This is a genomic window from Pseudomonas imperatae (genome assembly GCF_057128625.1).
In genome coordinates this window covers 26,214-41,582 of sequence record NZ_JBSKHP010000009.1, presented here as the reverse complement: position 1 = coordinate 41,582, position 15,369 = coordinate 26,214, and the positions used below count along the sequence as shown (strand labels likewise).

Below are 15,369 nucleotides of genomic sequence, written 5' to 3'. Positions count from 1 at the left end.
CTTGGTGGAGCTGAAAAAGAGCCCCCTTGCGGGGGCCCTCGAGACCGTCGTGATTACATGCTGGTTTTGCCGGCAGCAATCGACAGCGAGTTGCTTTGTTGGTTGCCGATACCTGCCGAGACGTTGGCGCCGACGTTGCCGGACACGTTGTTCAGCGAGTTGTTCAGCGAAGCGGTGTTGGTCACAGGGTTGGCCCAGCCGCTTGGGGTCAGCACTTGATAGGAGGCTACGCCGCCCAGCTCGAAGCTGCCGCTTTCCTTGAATTTCAGAGGCTCGACCTTGTCGTGGTCCCTGCCGCCGCGGTTGTCCCAGCCACCATGGGAGTCGTCGCCCACGGTGCCGGTGCCGGTGCCTTTGTAGGAGCCAGTGGCACGGAAGGAGGCGGTGAGGGTGTCCTTGGTGTAGGTACGGTCGGCGGCGTTGGCCACCACGGTGCCAGTCGAAGTCTGGTTGGCCGAGGCGCTGGCGCCGGCTACACGACCGCCGGAGACGGCGATGGCCAGGTTGTTTTTCTGTTGGTTGTAGTCGCCCGAGGTCACGTTGATGCCAATGTTGCCCGAGCTGCCGTTGGCGGTACCGTTGAGGCTGGTGTTGGTGCTGGTGGAGTAGTTGGCCACGGCGTTGCCGGTGTTGCTTTGAGTGGCCGAGGTTTGCGAGAGGGCGCTGCCGAAGATAAAGCTTTCATCGGCGGTGGCGATGGCAGCGGCGTTGTCTTGTTGGTTGGCGTCGCCGCCAGCCACGTTGATACCCAGGTTGCCGTTCGAGCCGCCAGCGGAGCTATTGACCGATGCCGAGTTCTTGGTGCCTTGGTTGACCACGGTATTGCCCGAGCTGGTTTGCGCGTCGGACACCACGGCTGCAGCACCAGCGGTCAGCTGGATTTGCAGCATGGGATCGGGTTGCTGCTGATGACCACCATGGTGCGGATCGCCATGCCCACCTTGGTTGCGATCGTCGCCCGCGTGAGCGGCGACGGCCATGACGGCAGCAAGGGCGAAGACCAGAGGCTTGAGGGCCATTGTAGGTTTCATGGTGTTTCTCCGTACTTATTTTATTTTAGTTAAGTGTTGTTTCTGTCTTGGAGGGTCAGTCAGCGACCCTTACGCTCAGGGTGTTGCCCATGCGGTTCCCCACCCCGGCGCTCTGGTTCAGCTGGATCAGTCCACGGCTTCCGGTGAAGGCCTGGTCATCGGTGTTGACCTGGCGGGAGCCGAGTGAACCTGCTGAGTCGGAGCCTCTTGCCAGCGCCACGTTCTGTTGTGACAGGGCGCTGTCGTCAACGCTGAGCGGCTGCGCACTGGTGGTCAGGCGCATGGCGTTGGCTTGCTGGTTGTTGGCGCCGGCGGTCTGGTTGATGCCCAGGGCGCCGTTGCCGTTGCTGAACGAGTTGCCTTGTATCGACGACCGGGCGTTCATCACCGGGTCGACCACGGCCTTGGAAACCTGCTTGATGTGCGTGGTGGCGCTGGCCTGGGTGCCGCTGGCGATGGCCCGGGCATTGGCCTGTTGTTGCTGGTCGCCGGCGGCCTGGTTGACGGCCATGTTGCCGTTGTAGCCGACGCCGGCATTGCTGATCACGGCGTTGTTGACCACGGGTACGCTGCTGTCGGCGAAGGCGCTGGTGCAGCCCAGCAGGGCGATGAAGAGCAGGGTAGGTTTCATCTCACTTGCCTCCGGTCATCATCTGCAGCGGGGCCAGGCCCTGGCTGAGCGCCGAGTTCACGGTGTTGGAGATACCGCCGCCAGCGCCGCCGGAGTGGCCGGCGGAGACGCCCGGCAGGGCGCTGCCGGTGACTGCGCTGAGGCCGCGCAGGTTGCCATCGGGCATCATCAGGCGGGTGACGCTGCTGCCGGTGTTGATGCCGGCGATGTCGCCGTCGCTCAACTCGGTGTTGACCGCAGCGTTCACTTCGCGGGACATGTTGGTGTTGACGGTGACCGGGTTGGGGTCGGGGCGCATGGTCGGGCGTGTGGCGATGCGTGGCTGCACTTCGCGCTGGATGACGATGACGCCGTCGCCAGCGGCCTGGGCCGCCAGGTTGTAGCAGCATCCCAGCAGGAGCAGGCAGGCAATGCCTTGTTTGGTAGTCCCGATCATGGCCATCCCTCTTCTTGTGTTCGCCGGCCTGTTGGCGTTGCGAGGAAGAGAGCAGGGCGTGTGCCAGTTTTGAGAATGGCTGTTAAATCAAGGTGTTGGCCTTTTAAGCGGGCAGTGCCGGATTTTTGCTGTAACAGCGCTGAGACAGTTCCAAATGAAAAGCGGTCTCAGACAATGGCCAGTGGCCGTTGTTCCCCCCAAACCTGGGTGTAACGCTGGCCTAACAAGTGGGCTGGCGTTTTGCTGCAACCGCTGCCGGCGGGCCTTGCACCTGCGGCATGTGTTTCAGAAGTGGACACTTGTTGCCGTCAGCCCAGCAATCTTTCCACTCGGGCACTGGCGGCGGCCAGCCGTTGTGGCCAGTCTCCCTCGATGACGGCGTAGGGACGCTGGTGAGCTTCCAGCCACTGCTGGCAGTCGGCGAAAAACGCCAGGCGCTGCTCCAGGTCAGGCTGACAGCGCTGCCCATCATCCACCCAAGTGATGCCCTGGGGCGACAGCAACAGGTGCAGGTGGTAGTCGCGCTCCAGCAGCGCGGGTTCGATCCAGGCCGGGCAAGCGCCGAACAGGGTGTGGCTCCACAGCAGGTTGCTGAGCAGGTGCGTGTCGAGGATCAGCAGCGACGGTTGCTGGGCACGGGCGGCATCCTCCCAGGCCAGCTGGCCACGGGCGATGGCGGTGATATCGGCCAGGCAGGTGTCGCGGCCGCCCTGGCTGTCGATGAAGTGGCGCACGTATTCGCCCACCACCAGGCCGCCGAACCTGGCCTGCAGGGCCTGGGCCAGCACGCTCTTACCGGTGGATTCGGGGCCGGTCAGTACCAGGACTTTCATGGGCCGGCGGACCGGCGTGGGCGTGGGGTGGGGAACATTTACCGATTCCGTGGGACAAACGTGGCGATTGTAACCGTGGCCGGGCCAACGAGGCAGGCTTTGCTCGCACCTTGATACACGAAAGTGCGGCAATAGAGCGGTTTTCATCGATTTGTCAGCGGAGTGGGCTACTGTCTTCTGATAGCATTTCGCCGCTTTTTCGGCGTGTTGTTTCACTTATAAAGAAAATCAGGAACCTGCCCATGAGCAGGCGTCCATTTGGGGGAATTGATGGATTTATGGACCGCCGCACAGGCATTGATTCTAGGGATAGTCGAGGGGCTCACGGAGTTTTTGCCCATTTCCAGCACCGGGCACCAGATCATTGTCGCTGACCTGCTGAACTTTGGTGGTGAGCGGGCCATGGCCTTCAACATCATCATCCAGTTGGGTGCCATCCTGGCGGTGGTCTGGGAGTTTCGCCAGAAGATCATCGAGATCGTCACCGGCCTGCCCACCCGGCCCCAGGCGCGGCGCTTTACTGCCAACCTGCTGATTGCCTTCCTGCCGGCGGTGGTGCTGGGGGTGATCTTCGCCGACGCCATCCACCAGTACCTGTTCAACCCGGTGACCGTGGCGGTGGCGCTGGTGGCCGGCGGTATCGTCATGCTGTGGGCTGAAGAGCGGGAGCACGTGGTGCGCGTGGAGCACGTGGACGACATGCGCTGGCACGACGCGCTGAAAATTGGTTTCGCCCAGTGCCTGGCGATGATCCCCGGCACCTCGCGTTCCGGTTCCACCATCATCGGTGGCCTGGTGTTCGGCCTGTCGCGCAAGGCGGCCACCGAGTTTTCGTTCTTCCTGGCCATGCCCACCATGGTCGGCGCAGCGGTGTATTCAGGGTTCAAGTACCGCCACCTGTTCCAGGCCAGTGACCTGCCGGTGTTCGCCCTGGGCTTCGTCACCGCGTTCGTGTTCGCGATGATCGCGGTGAAGGGCTTGCTGAAGTTCATCGCCAACCACACCTACGACCTGTTCGCCTGGTACCGCATCGGTTTCGGCATGCTGATCCTGGCCACCTGGTGGTTCGGCTGGATCGATTGGGACCATGTCCAGCCGTAGCGCCGGCGCCCAACGGGCGTCGCAACCGGTGAAGGGGCCTGGGGTGCGTTACCTCAAGTTGAAGCTGCTGGCGCTGGTGGTGCTGTGCGCGCTGCCGGCCAGTGGCGTGGTAATGCAGTTGCTACGCGGTGGCCGGCCGGTGGTGCTGTTGGTGTATCTGGTGATGAGCCTGGTGACCTTCGGCCTGTATTGGCGCGACAAACACCAGGCCCGTCGCGAAGGCCAGCGCACCCCGGAGAAGCTGCTGCATGCCGCCGAGCTGCTGGGCGGCTGGCCCGGCGCGCTGCTGGCGCAACAAGCGTTCCGGCACAAGACGCGCAAGGTCAGCTACCAGGTGGTGTTCTGGCTGATCGTGGCGGCCCATGAGCTTGGCTGGTTGTACGTATTCACCCAGCACGCGCTGTGACGCCGCCTTGGGCAGCTGCTACGCGTCGTGTGCATCGCGGCCAAGGCCGGCTCCTACCACGCACCGCGTAACGCGGTTGCTGTAGCAGCGGCCGCAGGCCGCGTCCCAGGCGCCGCCGCGTCACAGGTCCAACAACAACCCCACCTGCGTCTTCTTCGGCAACCGCCGCACCACCAGTTGGTGCGAGCGGCGCAGCAGCTCGCGCACCTCGTCGTCGCTGACCGCCAGCGGCAGCGCCAGGCTCACCCAATGGGCCCGTGCCAGGTACGGCGCCGGGCGAAAGCCGGGGCGGTCAACGTAGCCCAGGAACAACTCCTTGCCCACCTTCAACGACAGGCTGTCACCGGCCAGGCCGAACACCGCGAACATCTTGTTGCCGGCCACCGACAGCACGCGGATACCGCCCCATTTGTAGTCTTCCTGCGCGCCGGGCAGGCCCAGGCAATACGCGGCCAGCTGTTGCTCGTTCATCATATGAAGCGCTCCCCACATTCCTCGAGTGTCTTCACCAGGTGGTCAATCCACGCCCGCACTGCCGGCAGCACGCCGCGCCGGTGCGGGTACACCGCCTGCAGCCAGCCACCGCCCAGCGACCAGTCGGGCAGCAGTTGTACCAGCTCGCCGCTGGCCAGCTCCGCCTCGCAGTGCATCAGCGGCAGCATGGTAAAGCCCAGGCCGGCGATAGCGGTGGCCTTGCGCACCACGAAGTCCTCGATGCCCAGCCGCGCCTCCAGCACCAGGTCGCGCTTGTTGCCCTGTTCGTCCAGCAGGCGCAAATGGACCATGCGGTCGGCCTCCAGCGCGCCCATGACCGGCAGCACCACCAGGTCGTCGGGGCTGGCGATGGTGTTGCCGGCCAGCAGCGCCGGGCTGGCCACCAGTATGGCGCGGGCCTCGCGCAGGCGCCGGGTGACCAGCCCCGGGTCTTCGTCCCACGGCTCGCGCACGCGCAGAGCCACGTCGATGCCCTCGGTGATCAGGTCGACCCGGCGGTTGAGCAGCACCATGTCCAACTGCACGTGGGGGTATTCCTGCAGGAAGCTGCTGATCACCTTGGGCAGGAACTCGTGGGCCAGGCCCACCGGGCACGACACCCGCAGGCGCCCGCGCGGCTCGCTGGACAGGCTGGCCACCACCTCGTCGGCCATCTCCGCCTCCAGCAGCATGGCCTGGCAGTGGCGCAGGTAGCGCTCGCCGACGCTGGTGAGCTTCAGTTGCCGCGTGGTGCGTTGCAGCAGCCGCGCGCCCAGGCGCTCCTCCAGCTCGGCGATGCGCCGCGACAGGCGCGACTTGGGCACGCCCAGCTGGCGCCCGGCGGCGGCGAAACCGCCGGCCTCCACCACCTTGGCGAAGTAGTACAGGTCGTTGAGATCTTGCATGGAGCGTTTCCCGACTGTCTCATGTGTGGGACAATCTAACGCATATCAATGGACTAATCATCTATTCCACTTCCCGGTAGGATGATCACCATTCCAGCTGCCACGGCGGCTTCATAGACAGGAGATTTCCATGAAACTGTTGCACATCGATTCCAGCATTCTCGGCGACAATTCCGCTTCCCGTCAGCTGAGCCGCGCCGTGGTCCAGTCCTTCGAAGGCGCTGAAGTCACCTACCGTGACCTGGCTGCCGAAGCCCTGACTCACTTCTCGTCCGCTACCCTGGCTGGCGGCGAAGTGGAAGCCAAGCTGTCGGCTGACACCCTGGGCGAGTTCCTGGCTGCCGACGTGGTTGTGATCGGCGCGCCGATGTACAACTTCTCCATTCCTACCCAGCTGAAAGCCTGGATCGACCGCATCTGTGTGGCCGGCACTACTTTCCGTTACACCGAAGCCGGCCCTGAAGGCCTGTGCGGTGGCAAGAAAGTGGTGATCGTCTCCACTTCGGGCGGCATCCACGCTGGCCAGCCATCGGGCGTGGCCCACGAAGAGTTCCTCAAAGTGCTGCTGGGCTTCATCGGCATCACCGACATCGAAATCGTTCGCGCCGAAGGCCTGGCCTACGGTGACGAAGTTCGCACCAAGGCCCTGGCCGGTGCCCAGGCCAAGATCGATTCGAAATTGTTCGCTGCCTGATTACAACGAAACACGCTGAACCCCGGCGCCCGTGGTTGCTCAAAGCACCACGGGCGCTTTGTTTTGCGCGGCATTCGCGTATGATGCGCGGCTTTTGGCCCGGGTTATGCTTGTGCATAGCTGACTAACCTTTCATTCGGTGGCGGCCCAGACTGGACGTACACTGTGATCACTGCGAAAGGTTCCTATCAGGCGGGTAGCAAAGGTGGGCATCCCATGATGCGTCTTTGTGCAAATCTTCTCATGTGCCTGGCCATTGGCCTGGTTTCGGTGCAAGTGTCCGCGGCCCCTCCTGTGCATTGGAGCGTGGGCTTCCATCGCCTCACGTTCCTTGACCCGCTGGACCACAAGCCCATGCAGGCGCTGGCCTTCTACCCGTCGAACCAGCGCGAGCAGGTCACGGCCATCGAAGGCTACAAGGTCGAGGCCACCGAGGATGCGCGCATCGCCATGGGGCGTTACCCGCTGCTGATGCTCTCCCATGGCAACGCCGGCACGCCGCTGGCGCTGCATGACCTGATCACCGCGCTGACCCGCAAGGGCTTCGTGGTGGTGGCCGTCTACCACCCCGGTGACAACTACAAGGACCACAGTCGCCTGGGCGCGGTGAGCAACCTGTACGGCCGGCCGCTGCAGATCTCCGAGGCCATCAGCTCGGCGCTGTCGGCGCCGATGCTGTCGCCCTTCATCGACCCGGCCCAGATCGGTGTGATCGGCTACTCGGCAGGTGGCGAGACTGCGCTGATCCTCTCCGGTGCCCAGCCCAACCTCGACCGCCTGCGCAAATACTGCGCCGAATTCCCCAACGACGCTGACGCCTGCCAGACCCATGGCGAGCTGGTGGTGGACCGCGACGACCTGCACGCCGCCGCCGACCCGCGGGTGAAGGCGCTGCTGCTGATGGCGCCGCTGGGCCTGATGTTCAACCGCCAGGCGCTGTCCCAGGTGCAGGTGCCCACGCTGATCTACAGTGGCGATAGCGACAAGCTGCTGGCCTTGGACAAGAACGCCGCCGCCCTGGCGCGCAAGCTGCCCAAGGTGTCGGATTACAAGCTGTTGGCCGGGGCCGGGCATTTTGTCTTCATGGCGCCCTGCGATGACGAGCAGAAAGCGCGCATGCCAGGCCTGTGCAACGACGCCGAGGGCGTCAACCGCGTGGACATCCACCGCGACCTGGTGCGCCAGGCCGGGCAGTTCTTCAGCCAGACCCTGAACGAACCGAGCCACGCCGGCATGCAGACCGCCGATCAGTGAGCCGCTGAGCGGCGCGCCAGCAACAGCACCAGGCCCAGGCCGCCCAGCGACAGCAGCGCTGCGCAGCAGAAGATCCACGGGTAGCCCAGGTGCAGGGCGATCATGCCCATCAAGGGCCCGGCCAGCGCCAGGGCCAGGTCGAAGAACACCGCGAACGCGCTCAGCCCGGCCCCTCGGCTGGTGCTGGGCACCTGGCTGATGGCCAATACGCCCAGGGCCGGGTACACCAGCGACAGGCCGAACCCCGCCAGGCAAGCGCCCAGCAAGGTGACCGCCGTCGATGGCGCCAGCCACACCAGGGCCAGGCCCAGGGTCTCGATGGCCATGCAGGTAACCGCCACGGTAAACCCGCCCAGGCGGTTAATGGCGTTGATGAACACCAGCCGCGATACGATAAAGCTCAAGCCGAAGGCGCTCAGGCAATAGGCGGCGCCGGTCCAGCCGCGGTCCAGGTAGTACAGGGTGATGAAGGTGGTCAGGGTGCCGTAGCCGATGGACGCCAGGGTCAGGCTTACCCCATACGGCGCCACCCGGCCGAACGCTGCCCAGAACGGCAGGCGCTCGCCGCGCACTACTGGCACCGAGGGCTTGCGGCGGATGCACAGCAGGGCCAGCACCGCCAGCGCCGACAAGGCCACGCCCAAGGTATTGAAACCGCCGATGTCGACCATCCACACCCCTAGCGGCGCACCCAGGGCGATGGCGCCGTAGGAGGCGATGCCGTTCCAGGAGATCACCCGCGCCGTGTGCTCGCTGCCCACCTGGCCGATGCCCCAGCTGATGGTGCCCACGCCAATCAGTCCCTGGGCAATGCCCAGCAGCACCCGCGCCAGCACCAGGATGCCGAGGCTGGCCAGGGGCAGGGCCTGCATTAGCGTCGACACCAGGGTCAGCAGCCCGCTGACGGCAATGCCGCCCAGCCCCAGCACGATGGCGCGCTTGGTGCCCAGGCCGTCGGCGGCACGCCCGGCCATGGGCCGGCTGAGCAGGGTGGCCAGGTACTGCGAACCAATGGTCAGGCCGGCCACCACGGCGCTGAAGCCCAACTGGTCGTGGACATAGCCGGGCAGCACCGCGATCGGCAGGCCGATGCAGAGGAAGGCGATGAAGGTGTAGAACACGATCGAGACGATCTTGAGGGTGATGCTGAGGTTGCTGGCGGGCGGGAGCGGTTCGGCGGCAGTCATGGCAACTCGTTCGCGGGCGGGCGGTTGGAGAGTTGGCTCATGATGGCGGGGTGGGGCAGGAAATGGAAGCAGGCTAACGAATCAAGCAGTGTGGGAGCTGGCTTGCCAGCGAGCTTTTGGGGTGGCCCAAAAAACTCGCTGGCAAGCCAGCTCCCACAAACGGCTTAGAAGGTCACGCCCTGGCTGCGCAGGTAGTCGTCGTAGGTGCCGCTGAAGTCCACCACGCCGCTGTCGCTCAGCTCGATGATGCGGGTGGCCAGGGACGACACGAACTCGCGGTCGTGGCTGACGAAAATCAGCGTGCCCGGGTAGTTCTCCAGCGCCAGGTTCAGCGCCTCGATGGATTCCATGTCCAGGTGGTTGGTCGGTTCGTCCATGATCAGCACGTTCGGCTTCTGCAGGATCAGCTTGCCGAACAGCATGCGGCCTTGCTCACCACCGGAGATCACCTTCACCGACTTCTGGATCTCGTCGTTGGAGAACAGCATGCGGCCCAGGGTGCCACGGATCATCTGCTCGCCCTGGGTCCACTGGCCCATCCAGTCGAACAGGGTGACGTCGGCTTCGAAGTCGTGGGCGTGGTCCTGGGCGTAGTAGCCCAGCTCCGCGCTTTCAGTCCATTTCACGGTGCCGGCGTCCGGGGCCAGCTCGCCCACCAGGGTACGCAGCAGGGTGGTCTTGCCGATGCCGTTCGGGCCGATGATGGCCACGCGCTCGCCGGCTTCGACGGTGAAGCTGAAGTTCTTGAACAGGGTCTTGCCGTCGAAGCCCTTGGACACGTGTTCCAGGGTCACGGCCTGGCGGTGCAGCTTCTTGGTCTGCTCGAAGCGGATGAACGGGCTCACGCGGCTCGATGGCTTGACCTCGGCCAGCTGGATCTTGTCGATCTGCTTGGCGCGGGAGGTGGCCTGCTTGGCTTTCGAGGCGTTGGCCGAGAAGCGGCTGACGAAGGTCTGCAGCTCGGAGATCTGCGCCTTCTTCTTGGCGTTGTCGGCCAGCAGCTGTTCGCGCGACTGGGTGGCCGCGGTCATGTATTCGTCGTAGTTGCCCGGGAACAGGCGCAGCTCACCGTAGTCCAGGTCAGCCATGTGGGTGCACACGCTGTTGAGGAAGTGACGGTCGTGGGAAATGATGATCATGGTGCTGTTGCGCGCCGTGAGGATCGTTTCCAGCCAGCGGATGGTGTTGATGTCCAGGTGGTTGGTCGGTTCGTCGAGCAACAGCACTTCCGGGTCCGAGAACAGCGCCTGGGCCAGCAGCACGCGCAGCTTCCAGCCTGGCGCCACTTCGGTCATCGGGCCGAAATGCTGTTCCAGGGGAATGCCCAGGCCCAGCAGCAGTTCACCGGCGCGGGATTCGGCGGTGTAGCCGTCCATCTCGGCGAACTCGGTTTCCAGCTCGGCCACGGCCATGCCGTCTTCTTCGCTCATTTCCGGCAGCGAGTAGATGCGATCGCGCTCGGCCTTGACCTTCCACAGCTCCTCGTGGCCCATGATCACGGTGTCGATCACGGTGAATTGCTCGTAGGCGAACTGGTCCTGGCGCAGTTTACCCAGGCGCACGTTCGGCTCCAGCATCACCTGGCCAGCCGACGGCTCCAGGTCGCCACCGAGGATTTTCATGAAGGTCGACTTGCCGCACCCGTTGGCGCCGATCAGGCCGTAGCGGTTGCCGTTGTTGAATTTGACCGAGACGTTCTCGAACAGCGGCTTGGCGCCGAACTGCATGGTGATGTTGGCTGTGGAGATCAAAAGACTTACCTATCAATAACTTGGGGCGCAAACGTCAACAGCAGCATCAGGCCGTGGGGCCGAGCTGCGGGGAGAGGAGTGCGGGAGTCATACCGGACGTTGTGGCCATTGTCTCATAGCTGGGGCGTCAGCGCAGCGCCTGCCGAGCGCAAATGTGCCGGACGTGAAGCCGGATCAACTCACGGGCAGCGGTCAATTTCCTTGTGGGTGCCGATTCGCCGCAGCTCGGCCGTCGTTCCGACCAACTCGAAGCTGAGCTTGTGGCTGTGATTCGCGGTGATGTGGATGGTGTAGATGCCTGGCCGTTTCAGGCCGGAAAGCTTTTCAAGCCGAAGCTTTTTGGGCTGCAGGTCGGTCATCAATTGCCGATAGGCTTGCTTGAATGCTGCTTTTACGTCATCCGGAAGCCCGCGGTAGGAGTTCTGGAATGATGTCCGGCCGACGTCAATGGCGGTGATGTTCAGCCTCACAGCGAGTCGAGAAAACTGTCTATTTCCTCAGGTTTACTGAGCACCTTGGGGGTATGACCCTTTTCAGCCTCTGCGTTGCTCTCCAGCACGCTCCAGCGCAGCGTTTCGGTGGCGCTATTAAGGGCGTCAAGCGCTTGGAGCAGGGCGGCGTACGCGTCGGCAACGCCATCTTCGTCACAGAGTCGCGGGTCCGATATCGCAGCCTTCATCTTGCGTGTGCAATCGGCATGCGACGCGACGAGGCTGTTCTGCAGTTTTTCCAGCACGGGGATGAGCTCTGCTTCGGGAATGACGTTTTCCGAGCTTCCCGACTGAATCGCATGGGTGATGTTCGTGAATGCCTGCTCGGCCGTTTCGAACAGCCGAGTGTGGTGCAGGAGGCTGTCGAGGGTGCCATCGATGACCCGGAGCAGGTCCAGTGAACGCACCGCTCCGGCGCCCATTAGCTCTGCGGTAGAGAGCGCATAAGCCAGTGGGTGGTGGTTTGCCGGATTCATCGTTGGCTCCTGGGGTATCCGTAGGGCTGGACCGCGATTATGGATGACTGAGGGGTAGTGTCAACGCGATTGCCGCGCCACGACACGTCTGGTCACTCATTTTATTGCAAGGTGATAGCCAGAGTTTAGATGGTCTTGGCCGTGACGCGGCCTGGCGGCCGCTGCTACAAAGAACCTGTAGCAGCGGCCGCAGGCCGCGTCCAGCACGCAGGCCTCAGACGAACGGCTGGGCGTTCGCGCTGCCGCGCGGCAGGCGGCAGGTGTTGGGCAGGGCGGTCAGGCGCTGGCGCCAGTTGGCGTGGAAGCAGAAGCCGGGCTTGGGCTGGGCCTTGGCGGCGGCCTGGGCCTGCATGCGCTGCTGGCGGATCTCGGCCAGCGAGGGGGTGGTGTTCTTCGCCGCCTTGGGCGCTGCATCGGTCTTGCCCAGGGATTTCAGGCAGGATTTGCAGGAAACTTCCTCAGGGTTCGCGCAGCTGACGACGTTGGGGGTGTTGCGGCCACAGGCGATGTCGCTGCCGTTCGGTGAGTAGTGTGTAACCAAACCGTGTTTCTCCAAGCATTTGAAATCAATGCTGATTTTCTCACATAAAGAGGTCGCCTGCCGAGTCGGGCGTGCTCAACGGTGCAATCAGCCCGGGGCCTTCGTTGCGCACGTTGCCTACCTCGCGGCCCACGCGGTACCACTGGAAGTCAGCCACGGGGCGGCCTTCGTGGCGCAGCAGGGCCTCGGCCTGGGCGGCGTCGAGCCGGGGGTCGAGCCAGGCGCGGGCGGCGTCGGGGGCCAGCACCACGGGGCGGCGGTCGTGGATGTCGACCATGCCCTGGTCGCTGGCGTCGGTGATGATGACGAAGCCGTCATGGTCGCCGCTCACCTGCGCAAGGCCGGCGAAAAACAGCGGCGCGCCGTTGTTCAGGCGGATAAACCAGGGTTGCTTGAGCTTGGGCTGCGCGGGGTTCTTCACCCATTCGTACCAGCCGTCGGCGGGCACCAGCACGCGGCCGGACGGCCACAGGGCCTTGAAGAAGCGGCTGCTCGCGACGGTCTCGACGCGGGCATTGATAGGGGCGGGGCGCTTGTCGGCTGCCCAGGCCGGGGACCAACCCCAGCGGGCAGTGTCGATGTGCAGCCCTTGCGCGTCGGCGCGCAGCAGTGGCACCCGGGTGGTGGGCGCCACGTTGTAGCGCGCCGTGGCCGGCGGGTCGCCGTGCACGGCGCGGGTGATGAATTCCAGTTCCAGCAGGTACTGGTCCATCCGTGCTGCCTGTGAGAAACGTCCGCACATCGCCTGGGCCTCCTTTATGGAGTCAAGCGTAGCAGTGCGGCGCGTCGTTCACGCTCAGGGGTTCAGCGAGACACCCTGGCTGGCGCCCTTGGGCTGGCGATACAGGTCCAGCAGCGCCTGGTCCAGCACCGAGGACGCGCCCCAGGGTTTCGGGTCATTGAGGATGGCGACGACTGCCCAGGTGTTGCCGTTGTCGTCGCGGCTGAAGCCGGCGATGGCGCGCACGGTGTTCAGGGTGCCGGTCTTGACGTGGCCTTCGCCGGCCAGCGCGGTGGTTTTCAGGCGCTTGCGCATGGTGCCGTCGGTGCCGATGATCGGCAGCGAGCTCATGAACTCGGCGGCGTAGGGGCTTTTCCAGGCCACTTGCAGCATGGTCGCCAGCTCGCGGGCGCTGACGCGCTCGCCACGGGACAGGCCCGAGCCGTTCTCCATCACCAGGTGGCTGGCGGGGATGCCCTTGCGCGCCATCCAGGCGCGGATCACGCGTTGGGCGGCCTTGGCGTCGTCGGCGTCGGCATCGGTGCGGTAGCGCGCGCCGATGGTCAGGAACAGCTGCTGGGCCATGGTGTTGTTGCTGTATTTGTTGATGTCGCGAATGATCTCCGCCAGGTCCGGCGAGAACGCCCGGGCCAGCAGCTTGGCGTCCTTGGGCACCACGGCCTCGCGGTCGCGGCCGGCGATGCTGCCGCCCAGCTCGTTCCAGATGGCGCGCACGGCGCCGGCGGTGTAGGTGGGGTGGTCGAGCAGCGACAGGTAGGTCTGCGAGCTGCAGCCTTCGCCCAGGTTGCCGCTGACCACCACGCTGATGCCGTCCGGCGCGGTCACCGGGTTGTAGCGTACGTCGCCGCCGCAGTCCTTGCTGGCCAGGGCCTTGACCTGGTTGTCGACGTGGATGCTGGCGATCGGCGGTTCCACCGACACCGACACCTTGCCGCCGTCGTTGCGGGCCACGAAGCGCAGGGCCTTGAGGTTGACCATCAGCGCGTCCGGGCGCACCAGGAACGGCGCGTTCTCGTCGCCGCCGTCGTCGTCGAACACCGGCAGGGTCGGCTGGATGAAGTAGCTGCGGTCCAGCACCAGGTCGCCGGTGACCTGCTGCACGCCGTTGGCGCGCAGGTCACGCATCAGCAGCCAGAGCTTTTCCATGTTCAGCTTGGGGTCGCCGCCGCCCTTGAGGTACAGGTTGCCGTGCAGCACGCCGTTGCTCAGGGTGCCGTCGGTGTAGAACTCGGTCTTCCACTGGTAGTTGGGACCCAGCAGTTCCAGGGCGGCGAAAGTGGTGATGGTCTTCATGGTGGAGGCCGGGTTCACCGACACGTCGGCGTTGAACACGGTGGGGGTGCCGGGGCCGTTGAGCGGCACCATCACCAGCGACAGCGAGTTGTCGCCGATCTTGCTGGTCTTCAACGCCTGGGCCACCTTGGGCGGCAGGGTGGTGTTCAGCGCGGCGGCGTGGGCGGGCAGTGCCAGGGGCAGCATGAGACCTGCGAGCAGAAGGGGGCGGAACGATTTGATCATGACGAAAAAGACCCTGCGGGCGAGGGGTGAAAAAAATGAGGGCAGGAAAAGATGAAGGCCCCCGGACATAAAAGTGTCGGCATTATGCCCCAAGGTTTTAGTGCGTTGGCCCGGGCTGACCGCTAATTCATGTTTTTTTCGACGCTTGGGCGGGTTTGGCCGCAGGAAACGGGGCAGGCGGCTGCCGAAACTGGTAAAGTGCCGCGCGTTAATACTCAAGAGGATTGTTTCATGGCCACTAACCGTTCCCGCCGTCTGCGCAAAAAACTCTGCGTGGATGAATTCCAGGAGCTGGGTTTCGAACTGAACCTGGGCTTCAAGGAAGACCTGGACGACCAGGCAATCGACGCTTTCCTCGACGCCTTCCTGGCTGAAGCCATGGACGCCAACGGCCTGGACTACGTCGGTACCGATGACGTGGGCCTGGTATGCACCGTTCAGCGTGGCTCGGTCAACGAAGAGCAACGCGCTGCCGTTGAAGCCTGGCTCAAGGGCCGCGACGAGCTGACCACCATTGAAGTCAGCCCGCTGCTGGACGCCTGGTACCCGGAAAAGCCGATCAATCCGGTCGCCTGATCCGAGTCAACGAAAAAGCCGCTGCCAGCCAGCGGCTTTTTTGTGCCTGGCGTTTGCCTGCCCTTGGCCGCGACGGGGTACACGCCAGGCGGCGTCCGGGTTCACCGCAGCGCCTTGGACGCGGCCTGCGGCCGCTGCTACAGGAGTTTTGCGTAGCAGCTGCCGCAGGCTGCGTCCGGGTTCACCGCAGCGTCTTGGACGCGGCCTGCGGCCGCTGCTCCAGGAGTTTTGCGTAGCAGCTGCCGCAGGCGGCGTCCGGGTTCACCGCAGCGCCTTGGACGCGGCCTGCGGCCGCTGCTACAGGAGTTTTGCGTAGCAGCTG

The 15,369-nt window shown here is 64.5% G+C and carries 18 protein-coding genes; 5 read left to right on the top strand and 13 right to left on the bottom strand.

The annotated features are described in order from the left end of the window. Positions 1–53 precede the first annotated feature (53 nt). From ACWKWX_RS13265 to ACWKWX_RS13250, 4 genes are all read right to left on the bottom strand, one after another. Positions 54–1,031, bottom strand: coding sequence for a heme utilization protein (locus ACWKWX_RS13265; protein ID WP_416425400.1), 978 nt, complete (start codon positions 1,029–1,031; stop codon positions 54–56). A gap of 55 nt (positions 1,032–1,086) precedes the next feature. Continuing rightward, positions 1,087–1,662 (bottom strand): adhesin, encoded by a 576-nt coding sequence (locus ACWKWX_RS13260; RefSeq protein ID WP_483827971.1) that lies wholly within the window; start codon positions 1,660–1,662, stop codon positions 1,087–1,089. 1 nt (position 1,663) lies between these two features. Further along, a complete protein-coding gene (locus ACWKWX_RS13255) occupies positions 1,664–2,098 on the bottom strand; it encodes a hypothetical protein (RefSeq protein ID WP_416425398.1) in 435 nt (144 codons plus the stop codon). Positions 2,099–2,406: 308 nt separating this feature from the next. Beyond that, positions 2,407–2,931 (bottom strand): AAA family ATPase, encoded by a 525-nt coding sequence (locus ACWKWX_RS13250; RefSeq protein WP_483827970.1) that lies wholly within the window; start codon positions 2,929–2,931, stop codon positions 2,407–2,409. Between the two features lie 270 nt (positions 2,932–3,201). Here ACWKWX_RS13250 and ACWKWX_RS13245 point away from each other — a divergent pair, with 270 nt between their 5' ends. Together ACWKWX_RS13245 and ACWKWX_RS13240 are read left to right on the top strand one after the other, a co-directional pair. Then, positions 3,202–4,032: an undecaprenyl-diphosphate phosphatase gene (locus ACWKWX_RS13245; protein WP_416425396.1), complete on the top strand. Its 831-nt coding sequence runs from the start codon at positions 3,202–3,204 to the stop codon at positions 4,030–4,032. Further along, positions 4,019–4,438 carry a DUF1294 domain-containing protein gene (locus ACWKWX_RS13240; protein WP_483827969.1) on the top strand — a complete coding sequence of 140 codons (420 nt, stop codon included), beginning with the start codon at positions 4,019–4,021 and terminating at the stop codon, positions 4,436–4,438. The genes ACWKWX_RS13245 and ACWKWX_RS13240 overlap by 14 nt, the downstream gene beginning before the upstream one ends. Positions 4,439–4,558: 120 nt before the next feature. Here the strand turns inward: ACWKWX_RS13240 and ACWKWX_RS13235 are convergent, their stop codons facing one another. Further along, positions 4,559–4,909: an MmcQ/YjbR family DNA-binding protein gene (locus tag ACWKWX_RS13235; protein ID WP_483828090.1), complete on the bottom strand. Its 351-nt coding sequence runs from the start codon at positions 4,907–4,909 to the stop codon at positions 4,559–4,561. Beyond that, entirely contained in the window at positions 4,909–5,817 is a 909-nt protein-coding gene (locus tag ACWKWX_RS13230; RefSeq protein WP_416425394.1) for a LysR substrate-binding domain-containing protein, read from the bottom strand. The genes ACWKWX_RS13235 and ACWKWX_RS13230 overlap by 1 nt, the downstream gene beginning before the upstream one ends. Before the next feature lie 130 nt (positions 5,818–5,947). Here ACWKWX_RS13230 and ACWKWX_RS13225 point away from each other — a divergent pair, with 130 nt between their 5' ends. Together ACWKWX_RS13225 and ACWKWX_RS13220 are read left to right on the top strand one after the other, a co-directional pair. Further along, positions 5,948–6,511 (top strand): FMN-dependent NADH-azoreductase, encoded by a 564-nt coding sequence (locus ACWKWX_RS13225; protein WP_416425393.1) that lies wholly within the window; start codon positions 5,948–5,950, stop codon positions 6,509–6,511. Positions 6,512–6,727: 216 nt separating this feature from the next. Further along, positions 6,728–7,765 carry an alpha/beta hydrolase family protein gene (locus ACWKWX_RS13220; RefSeq protein WP_483827968.1) on the top strand — a complete coding sequence of 346 codons (1,038 nt, stop codon included), beginning with the start codon at positions 6,728–6,730 and terminating at the stop codon, positions 7,763–7,765. On the opposite strand, the gene ACWKWX_RS13215 is transcribed toward ACWKWX_RS13220, so the two are convergent. From ACWKWX_RS13215 to dacB, 7 genes are all read right to left on the bottom strand, one after another. Then, entirely contained in the window at positions 7,759–8,952 is a 1,194-nt protein-coding gene (locus ACWKWX_RS13215; RefSeq protein WP_483827967.1) for an MFS transporter, read from the bottom strand. The two genes, ACWKWX_RS13220 and ACWKWX_RS13215, sit on opposite strands and share 7 nt — an antisense overlap. A gap of 164 nt (positions 8,953–9,116) precedes the next feature. Continuing rightward, complete coding sequence (locus tag ACWKWX_RS13210; RefSeq protein ID WP_416425390.1) at positions 9,117–10,703, bottom strand: ABC-F family ATPase; 1,587 nt, start codon at positions 10,701–10,703, stop codon at positions 9,117–9,119. Between the two features lie 179 nt (positions 10,704–10,882). Further along, positions 10,883–11,173 (bottom strand): hypothetical protein, encoded by a 291-nt coding sequence (locus ACWKWX_RS13205; protein ID WP_483827966.1) that lies wholly within the window; start codon positions 11,171–11,173, stop codon positions 10,883–10,885. Beyond that, positions 11,170–11,670, bottom strand: a complete 501-nt coding sequence (locus tag ACWKWX_RS13200) for a hypothetical protein (RefSeq protein ID WP_483827965.1) — start codon at positions 11,668–11,670, stop codon at positions 11,170–11,172. Before ACWKWX_RS13200 ends, ACWKWX_RS13205 begins: the two co-directional genes overlap by 4 nt. A 214-nt stretch (positions 11,671–11,884) precedes the next feature. Continuing rightward, entirely contained in the window at positions 11,885–12,211 is a 327-nt protein-coding gene (locus ACWKWX_RS13195; RefSeq protein WP_416425375.1) for a hypothetical protein, read from the bottom strand. Positions 12,212–12,251: 40 nt separating this feature from the next. Continuing rightward, entirely contained in the window at positions 12,252–12,953 is a 702-nt protein-coding gene (locus ACWKWX_RS13190; protein WP_416425374.1) for an SOS response-associated peptidase, read from the bottom strand. A 54-nt stretch (positions 12,954–13,007) separates the two neighbouring features. Further along, entirely contained in the window at positions 13,008–14,471 is a 1,464-nt protein-coding gene (gene dacB / locus ACWKWX_RS13185; RefSeq protein ID WP_416425373.1) for a D-alanyl-D-alanine carboxypeptidase/D-alanyl-D-alanine endopeptidase, read from the bottom strand. A 231-nt stretch (positions 14,472–14,702) separates the two neighbouring features. Here dacB and ACWKWX_RS13180 point away from each other — a divergent pair, with 231 nt between their 5' ends. After that, positions 14,703–15,047, top strand: a complete 345-nt coding sequence (locus ACWKWX_RS13180; protein WP_473003295.1) for a YggL family protein — start codon at positions 14,703–14,705, stop codon at positions 15,045–15,047. The last annotated feature ends 322 nt before the right edge of the window (positions 15,048–15,369 follow it).